The sequence below is a fragment of the Pseudacidovorax intermedius genome (assembly GCF_003350475.1).
In the GTDB taxonomy this organism is placed as follows: domain Bacteria; phylum Pseudomonadota; class Gammaproteobacteria; order Burkholderiales; family Burkholderiaceae_C; genus Xenophilus; species Xenophilus intermedius.
This window is the reverse complement of the sequence record NZ_QQAV01000003.1, coordinates 150,063-165,995: the sequence shown is the minus strand read 5'-3', so window position 1 is coordinate 165,995 and position 15,933 is coordinate 150,063. Positions and strand designations below refer to the sequence as shown.

Sequence of the window (15,933 nt, the reverse complement as noted above, 5' to 3'; positions counted from 1 at the left end):
AAGCGAGGGCCTGCCTGCGCGACGCGGCGCTCGGGCCTCGTCACTCCTGCTCCACCGATGCGAGGGATTGGAGCTAAGACGACTGGTCATATTATGTCCAGCCAGACCGGCTGGCACAATGCGGAGCCCGTTCAACCTCCCGCGCAAGGACGATCAGCCATGGGAAGACCCAGTGTCCGGCACAAGCTCGTGGATGCCGCCCTCAATGTGTTCGAGGTGCATGGCTTCAACGGGGCGAGCGTGCAGGACCTGACCGATGCGGCCGGGGTGCCCAAGGGCTCGTTCTACAACCACTTCGACAGCAAAGAGAAACTGGCGCTCGAAGCGCTGCAGGTCTACATCGCCCGCAACGGCATCGAGGTGCTGCACGACGAGAAGCTGGCGCCGCTGGCGCGGCTAAGGCGCCACTTCCGTGCCAACTGGAAGACGATGAAGGACCGTGGCTATCGCAGCGGCTGCTTCCTGGGGTCGCTGAGCTCCGAGATCGCCGACAGCCACGAGACTTCGCGGGCCGAGTTCGGCCGGCTCTTCCATCTGTGGAGCACGGCCATCGCCAGCGTCATCGCCGAGGCCCAGACGCAGGGCGCGATCGCCACCACGGCCGATGCGAAGGTCCTTGCCCGCTTCGTCCTCCATGCGTGGCAGGGCACGCTGATCCGGGCCAAGGTCGTGCGGGGCGACCAGCCCTACGACGATTTCGTGGCCATGGTCTTCGGCACGCTGCTGGCGCCGCCGCCGGCGGCCGCGGCGCCGGCCCAGGCGAGCAAGTCGGCGCTGCGGCGCAAATAGGCGGCGCGACACGCAGGCGCCGCGGTCAGGCGCCGAATACCGAGCAGGTCGGGCCCCGCCCGGCATCCGCCCGCGCAGCGCTCAGCCGCCTTGCGTGCCCCGGTGTGCCCAAGCGGTGGTGTGCTTCTCCAGCGCGCTGAAAAGCTCGTACATCACCATCGCCATCGCGCCCACCACCATCAGGCCAGCGAAGGCCAGGCCCATCTGCATGGCCGAGCCGGCCGAGATGAGCAGGTAGCCGATGCCTTCGTTGGCGGCGGTCATCTCCGACACCGTGGTGCCCACGAAGGCCAGCGTGATCGCGACCTTGAGCGAGGCGTAGAAGTAGGGCATGGAGCGCGGCAGGCCGATCTTCATCAGCACGTCCCAGCGCTTGGCGCCCAGCACGCGCAACACGTCCTCCAACTCCGGCTCCAGCGTGGCGAGCCCGGTGGCGATGTTGACCATGATCGGGAAGAAGCTGATGAGGAAGGCCGTGAGGATGGCCGGCCCGACGCCGATGCCGAACCACACCACCAGGATCGGCACGAAGGCCGCCTTGGGCAGCGCGTTGAAGGCCGTCATCAGCGGGTACATGGCGGCATAGGCCAGGCGCGAGCTGCCGATCACGAAGCCCAGCAGCACGCCCACCACGATCGCCAGGCCGAAGCCGGCCATCGTCACCCAGAAGGTGCGCCAGGCATGGCCGGCGATGATGGTCTTGAACTCCCAGAACTGGGTCCAGATGCGCCAGGGGCTGGGGAAGATGAATTCCGAGACGGAAAAGGCCGAGCAGACGAACTGCCACAGCAGGATCACGGCCACCAGCAGCAGCCAGGGCGACCAGCGTTCGAGCAACTTGTTGTTCATATGGACGGTTCCCTGAGCGTTCTTACTGCGGCAGTGGCGTGGCGGGTGCGCCCGCGACGCCCTGGCGGATGGCGCCGATGTGGCCGCGCAGCTCGTGCACGATGTCGCTGAATTCCTTGGTGTAGGTGACTTCGAGTTCGCGCGGACGCGGCAGCTCGATCTCGCGCTTGACCACGAAGCGGCCGGGCGACTTGCTCATCACGTACACCGTGTCGGCCAGGAAGACCGACTCGCGCAGGTCGTGCGTCACCAGGATCACGTTGAAGCGCTGCTCGGTCCACAGGTCGCGCAGGATGCACCACAGCTCCTCGCGGGTGAAGGCATCGAGCGCGCCGAAGGGCTCGTCCAGCAACAGCATCTTGGGCTCGTGGATCAGCGCGCGGCAGATGCTGGCGCGCTGCTGCATGCCGCCCGACAGCTGCCAGGGGAACTTGTCCTCGTAGCCGGCCAGGCCCACCTTCTGCAGCAGGCGGCGGGCGCGCTCTTCGTACTCTTTCTTCTTCGACTTGAAGGTGGAGCGGTAGGGCTCCACGATCTCCAGCGGCAGCAGCACGTTGTCGACCGTGGTGCGCCAGGGCAGCAGCGACGGCGCCTGGAAGGCCATGCCCGAGATCTTGAGCGGCCCGGTCACCGGCTGGCCGTCGATGCGGATCTTGCCCATCGACGGCATCTTCAGGCCGGTGGTGAGCTTCATGAAGGTGGACTTGCCGCAGCCCGAGGGCCCGACGATGGCGATGAACTCGCCCTTCTTCACCTTGAGGTCGATGGCCTCGACGGCGAAGTGGTTCTCGCGCAGCAACTGCTCGTTGTAGGCGAGCCAGACGTCCTGGAAGTCGACGAAGGGCGTGGTGTTTTGCGTGTCCATGGGCGGTGCACAAGAAACCGGCCTGCGCCGGCCTCGACGGGCCGGCCACAGGCCGAGGAAGGAAAGGCGCGGGCGCCGCTTACTTCTTCAGGATGGCCAGCTCCGCGGCCGGCGGCAGCACGCTGCCGTTCCACACGGCCTCGGGCTTGACGCGGGTCTTGGTGCCGTAGGCGTCGGACACCTGCGAGGCCATCAGCGCCAGGCGCGCCGGCACCACGTTGCCGAAGCCTTCGGCGCGGGCGTCGGGGCTGTTGATGACGGTGTCGATGGCCAGCTGCAGGCGGCGCGTCTCCAGCTTGGTGTCGATGATGCCGTCGCGGGCCTTGACCGACTCGATGGCCACGGCCGGGTTGGCGATGACTTCCTTGGCGCCCTTGGTGAAGGCCGACAGGAAGGCCTTGACCACCTGCGGCTTCTCGGCCAGCAGCTTGGGCGAGACGATGATGGCGTTGCCGTAGAGCTTCACGCCGTAGTCGGGGTAGGGCAGCACGACCACGTCGCTGGCCTTGGCGCCGCGCGCTTCCAGGTTGAGCAGCGAGGTGAAGGTGAAGCCGGTGATGGCGTCGATGTCGCCGCGCATCAGCATGGTCTCGCGCAGCGTCGGGTCCATCGCCGTCCAGGTGACGTTGGTGATGTTGTTGGCCTTGGCGAAGATGGGGAAGGCGCGGCGGCCGGCGTCGAACACTGGGGCGCCCAGCTTCTTGCCCGACAGGTCGGCCGGCTTGGTGATGCCGCTCTTCTTGAGCGCCATGGCCGAAGCCGGCGTGTTGTTGTAGACCATCATGACCGCGACCGGCTTGTTGGGGCTGTCGGGGTTGTTGGCGTGGAACTCCATCAGCGCCGCCAGGTCGGCGAAGCCCATGTCGTAGGCGCCCGAGGCCACGCGGGTGACGGTGCCGCCCGAGCCGTTGCCGGCGTCGATGGTCACGTCGATACCGGCCTGCTTGAAGTAGCCCTTGGCGGCCGGATGCAGGAACAGGGCGGCGGGCCCCTCGAAGCGCCAGTCCAGCTGGAACTTGATCGGCGTGGTGGCCTGGGCATGGGCCGCGCCCAGGCCGAAGGCGAAGGCCGAGGCGGCCAGGAAGGACTGCAGGACTTGTCGCTTGTTCATGAAGACTCTCGCTGAGGGATGTGGCAGGAAAAAGCAATAACGGTGCCTGCACCGTTGGGGTGCGATCCTCAGCCTTGCGCCAAAGCGGTGCACTCGGGTCATCCCGGAGCGGACAGCAAAACGCCCCACGGCGTGCACGCACGTGGGGCGTCGATGCGCCAAGTTGGCGCGTCTTCGGCGGCGGGAACTCAGCGCGTGGTGTTGGCGTTGGCCACGGCCAGTGCCGTCATGTTGAGCACGCGGCGCACCGTGGCGTTGGCCGTTAGCACATGGGCCGGCTTGGCCGAGCCCAGCAGGATCGGGCCCACCGTCACGCCGTTGGCGCCGGTCATCTTCAGCACGTTGAAGAGGATGTTGGCCGAATCCAGGTTGGGGCAGATCAGCAGGTTGGCCTCGCCAGTCAGCGAGGAGCCGGGCAGCGACTCGCGCCGCACCGATTCCGACAGCGCTGCGTCGCCGTGCATCTCGCCGTCGCATTCGATGTCGGGCGCCATCTGCGCGAACAGGTCGCGGGCCACGCGCATCTTGCGGGCCGAGGCGCGCTCGGAGGTGCCGAAGTTGGAATGCGACAGGAAGGCCACCTTGGGCGGCAGGCCGAAGCGGCGCACCTCTTCGGCGGCCATCAGCGCGATCTGCGCCAGCTGCTCGGCCGTCGGGTCCTCGTGCACGTTGGTGTCGGCGATGAACAGCGTGTACTTGTCCAGCATCAGCGCGTTCAGCGTGGCGAAGTCCGGCACGCCGCGCTGGGTGCCCAGCAGCTGGCCCAGGATCTTCAGGTGGCTGTCGAAGCGCCCGACCAGGCCGCACAGCATGGCGTCGGCGTCGCCCAGGTGCACCATCAGCGCGGCGATGGTGGTGTTGGAGCGCCGGACCATCGCCTTGGAGCCTTCCGGGTTGATGCCGCGGCGGCCCATCAGCTGGTGGTAGGCCTCCCAGTACTGGCGGAAGCGCGGGTCGTTCTCGGGGTCCACCACCTCGGCATCGATGCCGGGACGCAGGTTGAGGCCGGCCTTCTTGATGCGCATGGCGATGATGTCCGGGCGGCCGATCAGGATCGGGCGGGCGATGCCCTCGTCCACGGCCATTTGGGCGGCGCGCAGGGCGCGCTCGTCCTCGCCCTCCGCGTAGGCCACGCGCTTCTTCTCGGCCACCTTGGCGGCGGCGAAGACGGGGCGCATCACCATCCCGGTCTGGTAGACGAAGCGCGACAGCTGCTGGCGGTAGGCATCCAGGTCCTCGATCGGACGCGTGGCGACGCCCGACGCGGCGGCGGCCTTGGCCACGGCCGGCGCGATGCGCAGGATCAGGCGCGAGTCGAACGGCTTCGGGATCAGGTAGTCGGGGCCGAAGGACAGCTCCTCGCCCGCATAGGCGGTCGCCACTTCCTCGCTGATGTCGGCCTTGGTCAGGTCGGCGATCTCGCGCACGCAGGCGAGCTTCATCTCTTCCGTGATCTTGGTGGCGCCGCAGTCCAGCGCGCCGCGGAAGATGTAGGGGAAGCACAGGACGTTGTTGACCTGGTTCGGGTAGTCGCTGCGGCCGGTGGCGATGATGCAGTCGGGGCGCACGGCCTTGGCCAGCTCGGGGCGGATCTCGGGCTCGGGGTTGGCCAGGGCCAGGATGATGGGCTTGTCCGCCATCGTCTTGACCATGTCGGCCGTCAGCACGCCGGGCGCCGAGCAGCCCAGGAACACATCGGCCTGCTGCACCACGTCGGCCAGGGTGCGGGCGCCCGTATCGGGCTGGGCATAGCGGGCCTTCGACTCGTCGAAGCCGCCGGCGCGACCGGCGTAGATCAGGCCCTTGGAGTCGCAGGCGAAGATGTTGGCCGTCTTGGCGCCCAGGCCCACCATCACGTCCAGGCAGGCGATGGCCGCGGCGCCGGCGCCCGAGACGGCGATCTTCACGTCGCCGATCTTCTTGCCCACCAGCTCCAGGCCGTTGAGCAGGGCGGCGGCCGAGATGATGGCCGTGCCGTGCTGGTCGTCGTGGAAGACCGGGATGTTCATGCGCTCGCGCAGCTTCTTCTCGATGTAGAAGCACTCGGGCGCCTTGATGTCCTCGAGGTTGATGCCGCCCAGCGTGGGCTCCAGCGCCGCGATGATGTCCACCAGCTTGTCGGGATCGCGCTCGGCCAGCTCGATGTCGAACACGTCGATGCCGGCGAACTTCTTGAACAGGCAGCCCTTGCCTTCCATCACCGGCTTGCCGGCCAGCGGGCCGATGTCGCCCAGGCCCAGCACGGCGGTGCCGTTGGTGACCACGCCGACCAGGTTGCCGCGCGCGGTGTATTCGGCCGCCTTGGAGGGGTCGGCCTGGATGTCCAGGCAGGGATAGGCCACACCCGGCGAATAGGCCAGCGACAGGTCGCGCTGGTTGACCAGCGGCTTGGTGGGCGTGACCGAAATCTTGCCGCGCACACCGGCGCGGTGGTATTCACGGGCAGCGTCGCGCAGGGCTTCTTCTGCGGGGGACAGCGGCTTGGACATGCAATCTCCTTGGGGACGGGAAACGTTCGGAATCGTTGGAAGGGGGGCCGAGGCTAACGCACGGGCCGTGCCCGTGCCGAGGGCTGGGGGTGTCTGGCTTCGGATGCCTTATGCCGATCCGGCATGGAGCGATGCATGGCGAACGGGCGGGCAGTGGGCCTCTCGGCCGTGTCGGACCGGGCTGGCGTGGGCGAAGCGTTGGCTGGGGTGGTTTGTCCCGCGGGCCTCGGTCGGAGTCGCGAGCCGTGGCCGCGGCTTCCTACACTGCCGCTGCCGTATGGGCGCAGACATCTCGGCTGCACAGGGCGGCAGCACCACAAAAGGGAGTTATCAACAATGATCCGTTCCATCCGAGCGGGCCGCCGGCGTGCGGTCCTGGCGCTGGGCGCCACCGTGCTGGCCTTGGGCGGCTGCGCCACGCGGCTGCAGCCCCCCATCACCGGTTATCTCTGCTGCAATCTGCCGGTGCAAAGCGACATCATCTATGCGAGCAATGTGCTGGGCGGCCCGGTGGCGCGGCTGGGCCGGCCGGTGCGCATCGAGCAGACCAAACGCAATGCCTATTTCTGGGGCTATGTCGGCAACACGTACATGGGATTCACGGACGACGTGACCCCCGGTTCGCGCAGCGCGACCGGCGCGCGCGAGTGGTTGAGCCGCATCGTGGTGCCGCAGGACCCCGCGACCCGGCTGGCCTCCTGGTCCGACGATGTGCAGCGCGCGGTCCGCAGCAGCCGCGTGCTGGTGGGGATGACGCGCGAGCAGGTGGCGATGGCGCTGGGCTACCCCTCGGCAGAGCTCACGCCGGAGCCGGCCACGGCCTTGTCCTGGGCGTACTACACGATGCAGGAGGAGCAGCCGTTGACGCTCCAGTTCAACCCGCAGGGCCGGCTGGACCGCGTCGAGGGAAGCGAGGACGCCAAGGCGCTGGTCGACCCAGGCCGCTGATGGCGGGGGGTCAGCCGGCGGCCTCGGGTGCGACGGGATGCCTGGCCATGGCCTCCAGCGCGCGCACGAGTGCGGAATGGTCCGCCTGGCCGTGGCCCAGGGCGGCACAGGCGTTCATCAGCTGCGCCGCGCCGGCCGTCTGCGGCAGGGCCACGCCCAGGCTGCGGGCGCTCTGCATGGCCAGGTTCAGGTCCTTCTGGTGAAGGGCGATGCGAAAGCCGGGCGCGAAGCCGCGGGTGATCATGCGCTCGCCATGCACCTCCAGGATGCGGCTGGCCGCACGACTGCCCAAGGAATCGCGCCTGAGCTGACCCTGATCGTTCAGCCCTGGCGCTTGACTAGGTCCCAAGCCAGCCCAAACTTCAGCAGGTACTTGCGCAACCGGTCGGCGTCGTTGATGACGGTGCGCTGCGCGCGCGACCGATCAAAGAGCCGGCGCCCTGCTTCCGACAGCGTTGAGGATGCTTGGCAGATGTGCACGACCGCTTCCAACTGCAGGCGGTCAAACAGATCGAGCGATCCCTCGATCTCTTGCGACAGCAGCGAGCTCAGTTCAACCGCGGCCTCGGCCTGGTCATCCTGCACGGGCTTCCAGAGCCACTGCAGCCGCTGAATCTCCGCATCGACCAGAGCCGTCGAGATACGTCCGCCATCCGCCAACGTCGCCATCCGCGTTACGCTGGCCATCAGGTCGCGGAAGTTGCCGTTCCAGAGTGCCTCTGCAGACCGCGCGAACTGCAGGTACCTGGCCCTTGCCTCCACGTTGAAACGCACCGCACGACCGGACTCCGTCGCGAACCGTGCCAGCAAGTGGTCGATGTTGGGCTCGATGTCCTCGGGCCGCTGCGCCAGGCCTGGCAGCGTGTATGCCCACAGGTTGATCCGCGCGAACAGGTCTTCGCGAAAGCGACCCTGGGCGACATCGACGCGCAGATCACGGTTGGTGCCGGCGATCAGCTGGAAGTCGCTGCTGACCTCGCGGTCGCTGCCCATCGGGAAGAAGCGCTTCTCCTCCACCGCCTTGAGCAGCATGGCCTGCTCGTCGAGCCCCAACTCGCCGATCTCGTCGAGGAACAGCACGCCCTGGTGGGCGGTGCGCAGCAGGCCGGCCCGGTCCGCCGCCGCGCCAGTGAAAGCACCCTTCTTGTGGCCAAACAGCGTCGAAGCCGCGCTGTCGCCGCGCAGCGTCGCGCAGTTGACCTCCACGAAATCACCGTGCACTTGGTGCCGCGACTTCTTGAGCTCGAACATGCGGCGCGCCAGATGCGATTTGCCGGCGCCCGTGGGGCCGGTCAGCAGTATGGGCGCTTGCGACCGGATTGCCACGCGCTCGATCTCTTCGATCAGGGCGTTGAAGCGCTGGTTGCGCGTGGGGATGCCGCTTTTCAGGAAGTCCAGCGCCTCGGCGTGCGCCTGGTTGAAGCGCTGGGCCAGAACGTCGTAGCGGGACAGATCCAGGTCGATGAGTGTGTAGCTACCCGGGTTGCCCGCCTGCTGCTTCTGGGGCGGCGCCGACTGCAGCAGCACGCCGGGGATGAAGCGGGACTCGACCATCAGGAACATGCAGATCTGCGCCACGTGGGTGCCTGTCGTGATGTGCGCCCAGTACTGCTCGTGCGCCGGGTCGAAGCGGTAGGCGCGCGCCCAGTCGTAGAGCGCCGCGTACATCTCGCCGAAGTCCCACGGGTCGGCCACGTCCATCGGCACCAGGTTGACCTGGGTGTCTGGCGAGGCGTTGGCGATGTCGCGCACCAGTTGCTGCGCGAGTGCCGTGTGCTTGGCCGAGTGCAGCAGCTCCAGGCGGTCGATCAGCGTGTCGTCGTGCTGGACGAGTGAAATGGTCGGGCGCCATTTCTCCCAGCGGCCGGCGCCCTGGCCAGAGTCGAGTTGGGAGCCGAGGAAGCCGATGACGACGGTTTTCTTGGACATAGCGAATCGGATAGCGAGCTAGCCACCAGTCTAGCCTTGGACGGAACTCGCAAAGCGGCAGCCTCGGCCAGAACGGCATATTGAGCCGTTTTTTTCTTGCAAATCAATTGCTTGCCTTCGTCGGCCTCCGCCGCCACCAGACTTGGCACACCCGTTGCAAAGAAGAAGGCACAAACGAAACGTTGAATGCAAAAGAGGAGAACGCCATGGTCAACACCCAACTCTTCCACACGATCAAAGGCGCCCTGCTGCCCGCAGCCACGGTGTGCAACGCTGAGCAGGCCCCGGCCTATGCCTTCGGCCCTCGCCACCAGTTGGCGCAACTGGCCGCTACCGGCTGCCTGAGCCGCACGTTCTACGCAGACGCAGAGCAGCAGCTCGACCAGGTGCTGGCGCTGACCAAGACCCTAGAGCCCGCTTTCATCGCCAAGACTGCGATCTACGGTCGCCAGTCCGGCTACATGAAGGACGTGCCGGCACTGCTCGCTGCCAGCCTGGCCGTGCGTGATGTCGCGCTGCTGAGCACCGTGTTCTCTCGCGTCGTCGACAACGGCAAGATGCTGCGCAACTTCGTGCAGATCCTGCGTAGCGGCGCAGTGGGTCGCAAGTCGCTGGGTTCCCGCCCAAAGAAGCTGGTGCAGCATTGGCTGCTGACGGCGACCGAGAGGCAACTGCTGAACGCGGCGGTGGGGAACACGCCGTCGCTGGCCGACGTGGTCAAGATGGTTCACCCCAAGCCTTCCGAGGCCGGGCGTGCGGCGTGGTTTGCCTGGCTGATCGGCCGGCCTTTTGATGAAGCGGCGCTGCCGCCCATCACCCAGGCGTTCGAACGCTTCAAGCGCGCTGCTCAGGGTGAGGCTGCCGAGGTGCCTGACGTGCCCTTCCAGATGCTGACCGCGCTGGCGCTGACCTCCGCCCAATGGGCGCAGATTGCTCGCCAGGGCTCGTGGCAGATGGTGCGACAGAACCTGAACACCTTCGCACGGCATGGCGTGTTCGACCTCCCCGGCATGACCGAGGTGGTGGCCGCCAAGCTGAGTGATGCCCAGGCCGTGGCCAAGGCACGGGTGATGCCGTACCAACTGTTGTCTGCCTTCAAGGCAGCTGGCGACACGGTGCCGGTGCAGGTGCGTGACGCGCTGCAAGATGCGATGGAGCTGTCGCTGGCGAATGTGCCGGCGTTGGCCGGTCGTGTCGTGGTGTGCCCTGACGTGTCGGGTTCGATGAGCTCGGCTGTGACGGGTCATCGCGGTTCAGCGACGTCCAGCGTGCGCTGCATCGACGTGGCTGCCCTGGTGGCCGCTGCGGTGCTTCGCAAGAACCCGCAGGCCCGTGTGCTGCCGTTCGAGCAGGATGTGGTGAAGTTGCAGCTGAACGCTCGCGACTCGGTGATGACCAATGCCCAGGCGTTGGCCAAGATCGGTGGCGGCGGGACGAACTGCAGCGCGCCGCTGGCGGTGCTGAACCGCGAGCGTGCGGCGGTCGACGTGGTGATCCTGGTCTCGGACAACGAGTCCTGGGTCGACGGCAACCGGCGCGGTGCGACGCAGACCTTGCGCGAGTGGGACCTGTTGAAGCAGCGCAATCCGAAGGCGCGCCTGGTGTGCATCGACATCCAGCCCACCGCGACCACGCAGGCGGCGGAGCGGCACGACATCCTGAATGTCGGCGGCTTCTCGGATGTGGTGTTCAGGATGGTGGCGAACTTCACCACCGGAACGATGGACGCCGAGCACTGGGTCGGTGAGATTGACAAGGTGTCGCTGGCCGCGCAGTAAGGCTGCGACACCACCTTTGGAAGGTGTCCCGGGCGAATGCCTGCAGGAGTACAGCACCCTTTGGCCGCGCGGGCCTGCAAGCCCGCAACGGAGAACCCGTAGGCCGCTCTTGCAACTCTCGTCGCCCGGGGCACCAACCTTTCAACCCAACACGTGTCGTCGCGTGGCGAATGCAGGTGGGACTACATCCCAAGCGTGTCTCACCGCCTGTTAGTCGCCACGCGGGGGATCCGGTTTTGCGCGAATGCTGGCAGGACTACATGTGGAACGCCGGGGGTTCGAATCCCCAACCGGGAAACCGGCATGGCAGTGTCTTGCCCCTCTTGTCGCGCTTTTTTGAGATGCCTTGCTGCGAATGCAGGTGGAACTACAGATTACTAATCTCGTGGTCGCGGGTTCGAGTCCCGCCGGTCCCAGATCAAGGGGACCGTAGCTCAGCGGTAGAGCACGACGTTTCACCACTCCTTGTCGTGGCAGGGCATCACCCGTTTGGCGGTGAATGCAGATGGAATTACAGGTAGACGCACGCGGCGAAAGCTGCGTGCCTCGAGAGCGATCTTGAGGCGCCCGGGTTCAAATCCCGGTCCAGCAATGGATGGCGGAGAGAAAGATTTCATCGTTCCTCGTCACCGCTCCCTTCCATGGGAAGAACAAAAGTGAACGAACTGAACTACAACCTCGAAGAAGTCGCTGGTGGCGTGCCGGTGAAGATATGGACCAAGGGCGTCCCAGTCGAGCCCGAAGCCAAGCAGCAACTCGCCAACGCGGCCAAGCTGCCCATCGTCTTCAAGCACATCGCGGCCATGCCGGACGTGCACCTGGGCATCGGCGCGACCGTCGGCTCGGTGATTCCGACGATCAAGGCCATCATCCCGGCCGCCGTGGGCGTGGACATCGGCTGCGGCATGATGGCCGCGAAGACCACCCTGCGTGCGGAAGACCTGCCGGACAGCCTGGCCGCCCTGCGTTCGGCGATCGAGAAGGCGGTCCCGCACGGCTCGGCGCCCAAGCACCGTGGCCGTGACCCCGGCAGCTGGGAGAACCCGCCCGAAACGGTGGATCAGATCTGGGCCACGCTGGTGGACGAGTTCGATGCGCTGTGCGAACTGCACCCGCGCCTGAAGAACACGAACAACCGCAAGCACCTGGGAACGCTGGGGACCGGCAACCATTTCATCGAGGTCTGCCTCGACGAGGTTGGCTTCGTCTGGTTCATGCTGCACTCGGGTTCGCGTGGCGTGGGAAATGCCATCGGTACGCACTTCATCGAGCTGGCCAAGAAGGACGCGGAGCGCAACCTGCGCAATCTTCCGGACAAGGACCTGGCCTACTTCGAGGAAGGCGCCCAGTACTTTGGCGACTACGTGCGCGGCGTGTCCTGGGCCCAGAAGTTCGCGATGAAGAACCGTGAGGTCATGATGGCCAACCTGATCGCGACCGTGCGCTCGGTCATCACCAAGCCGTTCGAGGCGCATGTGGAAGCGGTGAACTGTCACCACAACTACGTGCAGCAGGAACGCCACTTCGGTGAGGATGTGTTCGTGACCCGCAAGGGTGCCGTGAGCGCCAAGCGCGGCGAGATGGGCATCATCCCGGGCAGCATGGGTGCGCGCAGCTACATCGTCCGCGGCCTGGGCAACCCGGAAAGCTTCGAAAGCTGCAGCCACGGCGCCGGTCGCATGATGAGCCGCACCAAGGCCAAGAAGATGTTCACCATCGAGGATCAAGTCAAGGCCACCGAGGGCGTGGAGTGCCGCAAGGACGCCGATGTCATCGACGAGATCCCGATGGCCTACAAGGACATCGACGCCGTGATGGCCGCGCAGAGCGACCTGGTGGAAGTGGTGCACACGCTGAAGCAGGTGGTGTGCGTGAAGGGATGAGCGGGCGAGGGCTTCGTGCTCTCACCCGCTCAACCGAAGGCATTGAGGAGGGAGAGCATGAAAGAAGAGTCCGTGTTGAGCGCCCACCCCGTCTCGGACGAGATGCGCGCCACTGTGCTTCAGAACCTGGCGGCCCTGGAAAAGCAGCACGACGTGAAGGTGCTGTTTGCCTGCGAATCCGGCAGCCGCGGCTGGGGCTTCGCGTCGCCTGACAGCGACTACGACGTGCGGTTCATCTATGTGAAACGCCAGCCTTGGTACCTGACCGTGGAACCGGGCCGCGATGTCATCGAGCAGCCAATCAGCGGCGAGCTGGACATCAACGGCTGGGACCTGCGCAAGACGCTGCAGCTGCTGAAGGAGTCCAACCCGACGCTGCTGGAGTGGCTGCGTTCGCCCATCGTCTATCAGCAGGATGCCGAGTGGGTCGCACGCCTGCGCACGCTCGCCGAGGATGGTTTTTCTCCGGTTCGGGGCTATCACCACTACGTGTCGATGGCCAAGAAGAACCTGCGGGAGCACCTGTACGGCGAGGTCGTTTGCTACAAGAAATACCTCTACGTGCTGCGTCCCTTGCTGGCGGCAAGGTGGATCCGCGAAGGGCGCGGTGTTCCGCCGATGCGCTTTGCCGAACTCGCCATGCAGACGCTGACCGACCGTGCAGTGCTCGCCGAAGTGAACGCGCTGCTGGAGGTCAAGATGCGCGCCGGCGAATCGGCGACCAGCCCGCGCTGGGTCGGCATCCACAACTTCATCGAGGCGGAGCTGGCCGAAGCGATGAGCTTTGCGCCGGACAAATGGCCGAAGGCGGATGCCAGGCTGCTGGACCAGTACCTGCATGACGCCGTCCTGCACTTCGGCGCCGAGACCTAGAACAACAAGAGAAGAAGAACATGATCGAAATCGATGGCTCCGTCGGCGAGGGCGGAGGACAAATCCTGCGGACGTCGCTGGCCCTGTCCATGTGCACGGGCCAGCCCTTCGCGCTGACCAAGATTCGCGCCGGCCGCGCCAAGCCAGGCCTGATGCGCCAGCACCTGGCCTGCGTGAACGCAGCGGCCGACGTGTGCGGGGCGCAAGTCCAAGGCGCCGAGCTGAACTCGCAATCCCTGATCTTCACGCCGGGCTCGGTGCGTGCGGGCGACTACGTATTCAATGTCGGCACGGCCGGCAGCTGCACGCTCGTGCTGCAGACCGTCTGGCCCGCGCTGATGCTGGCGGATGCACCCAGCCACTTGAAGCTGGGTGGCGGCACACACAACCCGATGGCGCCGCCCTTCCACTTCCTGGAGCGAGCCTATGCGCCGCTGCTGGCCAAGCTCGGCGCGAAAGCCGACCTTGCGCTTCGCCGGCTGGGCTTCTACCCCGCCGGTGGTGGCGAGATCGACGCCACGATCTGGCCGGCGGGGGACAGCCTGCAGCCCTTCGACTTGAACGACCGTGGGGCGAAGGTGGAGAGCTATGCCGAATGCTTTGCGCCGGCGCTGCCGCGCTCGGTCGCCCGTCGCGAGCTGGAGCAACTGGGCACCGGCCTGGGCTGGAGCGACGCCCAGTTGCGCGAAGCCGCATGCCGGCAGAACGAGGGTCCGGGCAATGCGCTGCTAGCGACCCTCGTTTACGATCACGTCAGCGAGGTGTTCACGGCCTTCGGCGAGAAGGGCGTGAGCGCGGAGCAGGTAGCCCGCGAGGTTGTGCGTGAAGTCCGCGCGTACCAGGTCTGCCATGCAGCATTGGGGCCTCACCTCGCTGATCAGTGGGCGCTGCCGTTGGCCCTGGGCCTGTGGTGCCGCGGAGGAGTGGCGTCGTACACCTGCACGGAGCTGACGCCTCACGCAACCACGAACTTCGAGGTCATCGAGAGGTTCTTGCCGGTGAGGTTCTCTTCCGCGGCTGCAAGGGGCTGCATCACTGTCGCGGCAAAGGCAAGCGATCCCCCGACGGGGCAATTCCTGTAGCAGGCTGACCAGCGCCTGAGATGATGTTTTCGAGCGGCTATGGCGTTCCTTCCTTCTAAAACCTCTGAACCTAGGGTCCCCGCTCTGCGCTCATCGCCTGCCTCTGAGCAGGCGATCTTGTTTTCGGGGAGGAGGCGATGAAAGAGATCTACCTGCGCCGCCGTTCGCTGCTGCATGTGCGGCCCGGAACGGACGGTGGCACGCCACAGCAGATAGCGACGATGCTTAAGGAGCTTGAGCCGCCGGGCTACGTGCTGGCTGATGAAGTGGTCTCGCGCCTGTCCACGATGACAGCTGAGGATGCGGCGCGATTTCTGCTCGACGCGACACAGAAGACGCGCAAACTTGTTGGCGCGCATCGCCCGCATGTTCCGCTGCATCCCGGTTTCACGGCGCAGGTGGTGACGCTTACCGAGGCGCAACCGTGCCTTAATGCAGTGAGTCACTACGTAGTTATCCGCCCCCATTGTGGGGAGGCTCAACGCTTTGAGGGGATTGAGCATGAGCAAGTCGAAACGAGTTTTCGCCTGAAGTGCGCGACCGGGCGGTGAGGTTGGTGCAGGAGCGGCACGGGGAGTGCGCGCCGCTGTAAGCGGCCATCGAGTTCATCGCGCCCAACATTAGCTGCGTGCCGCGGACGTTAACGAATGAGTCAAGCGCGCCAAGTCGATGGCGCTGTGTCCGCAGCAAGCGCGACAAGATGCTGATGCCGCAAATTCGGCGTGTTTCGCAAGCCAACATGAAGGTCCACGGTACCGACAAGGTATGGTGGCAACTGGCGTGCGAAGGCGTCGCCGTGGCCCGCTGCACAGTGGGCGATTGATACGAAGCATGGGGCTCTGCACGGCCTAATGCTTGGCAAGGTCGTGCGCACCACGCTCGGCGATGTCAAGGTGTCATGCCCGCTGGACCGGGTCAATCGGCAGTTCCGTGCCCAAGGCCCACCCAGTTATCAGTCAGCGCCTTCATGTACGTCGCCACTTGGCACGGCTGGCTGTATGGGGCCTTCGTCATCAATCGAGCCGCAGCGGCTGGAGCCTGAACGTGGATCGTTGGCGTGCCGACGATTCAGTCGTGGCCAGGCGCCACGGGATGCCCGGCCATCGCCTCCAGCGCGAGGACCAGCGCGGAATGGTCCGCCTGGCCGTGGCCCAGGGCGACGCAGGCGTTCATCAGCTGCGCCGCGCCGGCCGTCTGCGGCAGGGCCACGCCCAGGCTGCGGGCGCTCTGCATGGCCAGGTTCAGGTCCTTCTGGTGAAGGGCGATGCGAAAGCCGGGCGCGAAGCCGCGGGTGATCATGCGCTCGCCATGCACCTCCAGGATGCGGCTGGCCGCGA

General features: G+C 66.2%; 13 protein-coding genes and 2 pseudogenes. 8 read left to right on the top strand and 7 right to left on the bottom strand.

The features are described from left to right. Window positions 1-159 precede the first annotated feature (159 nt). Window positions 160-789, top strand: coding sequence for a TetR/AcrR family transcriptional regulator (locus DFR41_RS10250; protein ID WP_170159340.1), 630 nt, complete (start codon window positions 160-162; stop codon window positions 787-789). Window positions 790-870: 81 nt separating this feature from the next. Here the strand turns inward: DFR41_RS10250 and DFR41_RS10245 are convergent, their stop codons facing one another. The 4 genes from DFR41_RS10245 to DFR41_RS10230 all read right to left on the bottom strand — a co-directional run bounded on the left by DFR41_RS10245 (window position 871) and on the right by DFR41_RS10230 (window position 6,103). Continuing rightward, window positions 871-1,638, bottom strand: a complete 768-nt coding sequence (locus DFR41_RS10245) for an ABC transporter permease (RefSeq protein ID WP_017757904.1) — start codon at window positions 1,636-1,638, stop codon at window positions 871-873. A gap of 22 nt (window positions 1,639-1,660) precedes the next feature. Beyond that, window positions 1,661-2,503, bottom strand: a complete 843-nt coding sequence (locus tag DFR41_RS10240; RefSeq protein WP_114802611.1) for an ABC transporter ATP-binding protein — start codon at window positions 2,501-2,503, stop codon at window positions 1,661-1,663. A 79-nt stretch (window positions 2,504-2,582) separates the two neighbouring features. Further along, window positions 2,583-3,614 carry an ABC transporter substrate-binding protein gene (locus DFR41_RS10235; RefSeq protein ID WP_114802610.1) on the bottom strand — a complete coding sequence of 344 codons (1,032 nt, stop codon included), beginning with the start codon at window positions 3,612-3,614 and terminating at the stop codon, window positions 2,583-2,585. A gap of 188 nt (window positions 3,615-3,802) precedes the next feature. Then, entirely contained in the window at window positions 3,803-6,103 is a 2,301-nt protein-coding gene (locus DFR41_RS10230; RefSeq protein ID WP_017757907.1) for an NADP-dependent malic enzyme, read from the bottom strand. A gap of 336 nt (window positions 6,104-6,439) precedes the next feature. Here DFR41_RS10230 and bamE point away from each other — a divergent pair, with 336 nt between their 5' ends. After that, a complete protein-coding gene (gene bamE, locus DFR41_RS10225) occupies window positions 6,440-7,051 on the top strand; it encodes an outer membrane protein assembly factor BamE domain-containing protein (protein WP_170159339.1) in 612 nt (203 codons plus the stop codon). Window positions 7,052-7,061: 10 nt separating this feature from the next. Here bamE and DFR41_RS10220 read toward each other — a convergent pair. Both DFR41_RS10220 and rtcR read right to left on the bottom strand, forming a co-directional pair. Then, window positions 7,062-7,334, bottom strand: a pseudogene (locus DFR41_RS10220) (NAD-binding protein); the annotation flags it as partial. A gap of 38 nt (window positions 7,335-7,372) precedes the next feature. Next, window positions 7,373-8,980, bottom strand: coding sequence for an RNA repair transcriptional activator RtcR (gene rtcR, locus DFR41_RS10215; RefSeq protein WP_114802608.1), 1,608 nt, complete (start codon window positions 8,978-8,980; stop codon window positions 7,373-7,375). Between the two features lie 206 nt (window positions 8,981-9,186). Between rtcR and DFR41_RS10210 the strand changes: the two genes are divergently transcribed. The 6 genes and pseudogenes from DFR41_RS10210 to DFR41_RS27955 all read left to right on the top strand — a co-directional run. After that, on the top strand, window positions 9,187-10,758 hold the full coding sequence (locus tag DFR41_RS10210) for a TROVE domain-containing protein (RefSeq protein ID WP_114802607.1): 1,572 nt from the start codon (window positions 9,187-9,189) through the stop codon (window positions 10,756-10,758). Window positions 10,759-11,414: 656 nt separating this feature from the next. Beyond that, window positions 11,415-12,641: an RtcB family protein gene (locus DFR41_RS10205; RefSeq protein ID WP_244917710.1), complete on the top strand. Its 1,227-nt coding sequence runs from the start codon at window positions 11,415-11,417 to the stop codon at window positions 12,639-12,641. A gap of 57 nt (window positions 12,642-12,698) precedes the next feature. Further along, on the top strand, window positions 12,699-13,514 hold the full coding sequence (locus DFR41_RS10200) for a nucleotidyltransferase domain-containing protein (protein ID WP_114802605.1): 816 nt from the start codon (window positions 12,699-12,701) through the stop codon (window positions 13,512-13,514). Between the two features lie 20 nt (window positions 13,515-13,534). Next, on the top strand, window positions 13,535-14,596 hold the full coding sequence (gene rtcA / locus DFR41_RS10195; RefSeq protein ID WP_114802604.1) for an RNA 3'-terminal phosphate cyclase: 1,062 nt from the start codon (window positions 13,535-13,537) through the stop codon (window positions 14,594-14,596). Window positions 14,597-14,733: 137 nt separating this feature from the next. Then, complete coding sequence (locus DFR41_RS10190) at window positions 14,734-15,147, top strand: hypothetical protein (RefSeq protein ID WP_114802603.1); 414 nt, start codon at window positions 14,734-14,736, stop codon at window positions 15,145-15,147. Continuing rightward, window positions 15,129-15,614, top strand: a pseudogene (locus DFR41_RS27955) (IS3 family transposase); the annotation flags it as partial. The gene DFR41_RS10190 and the pseudogene DFR41_RS27955, both read left to right, overlap by 19 nt. Window positions 15,615-15,664: 50 nt before the next feature. On the opposite strand, the gene DFR41_RS10185 reads toward DFR41_RS27955, so the two are convergent. Continuing rightward, a partial coding sequence (locus tag DFR41_RS10185) for an NAD-binding protein (RefSeq protein ID WP_170159338.1) occupies window positions 15,665-15,933 on the bottom strand: 269 nt, incomplete at its 5' end.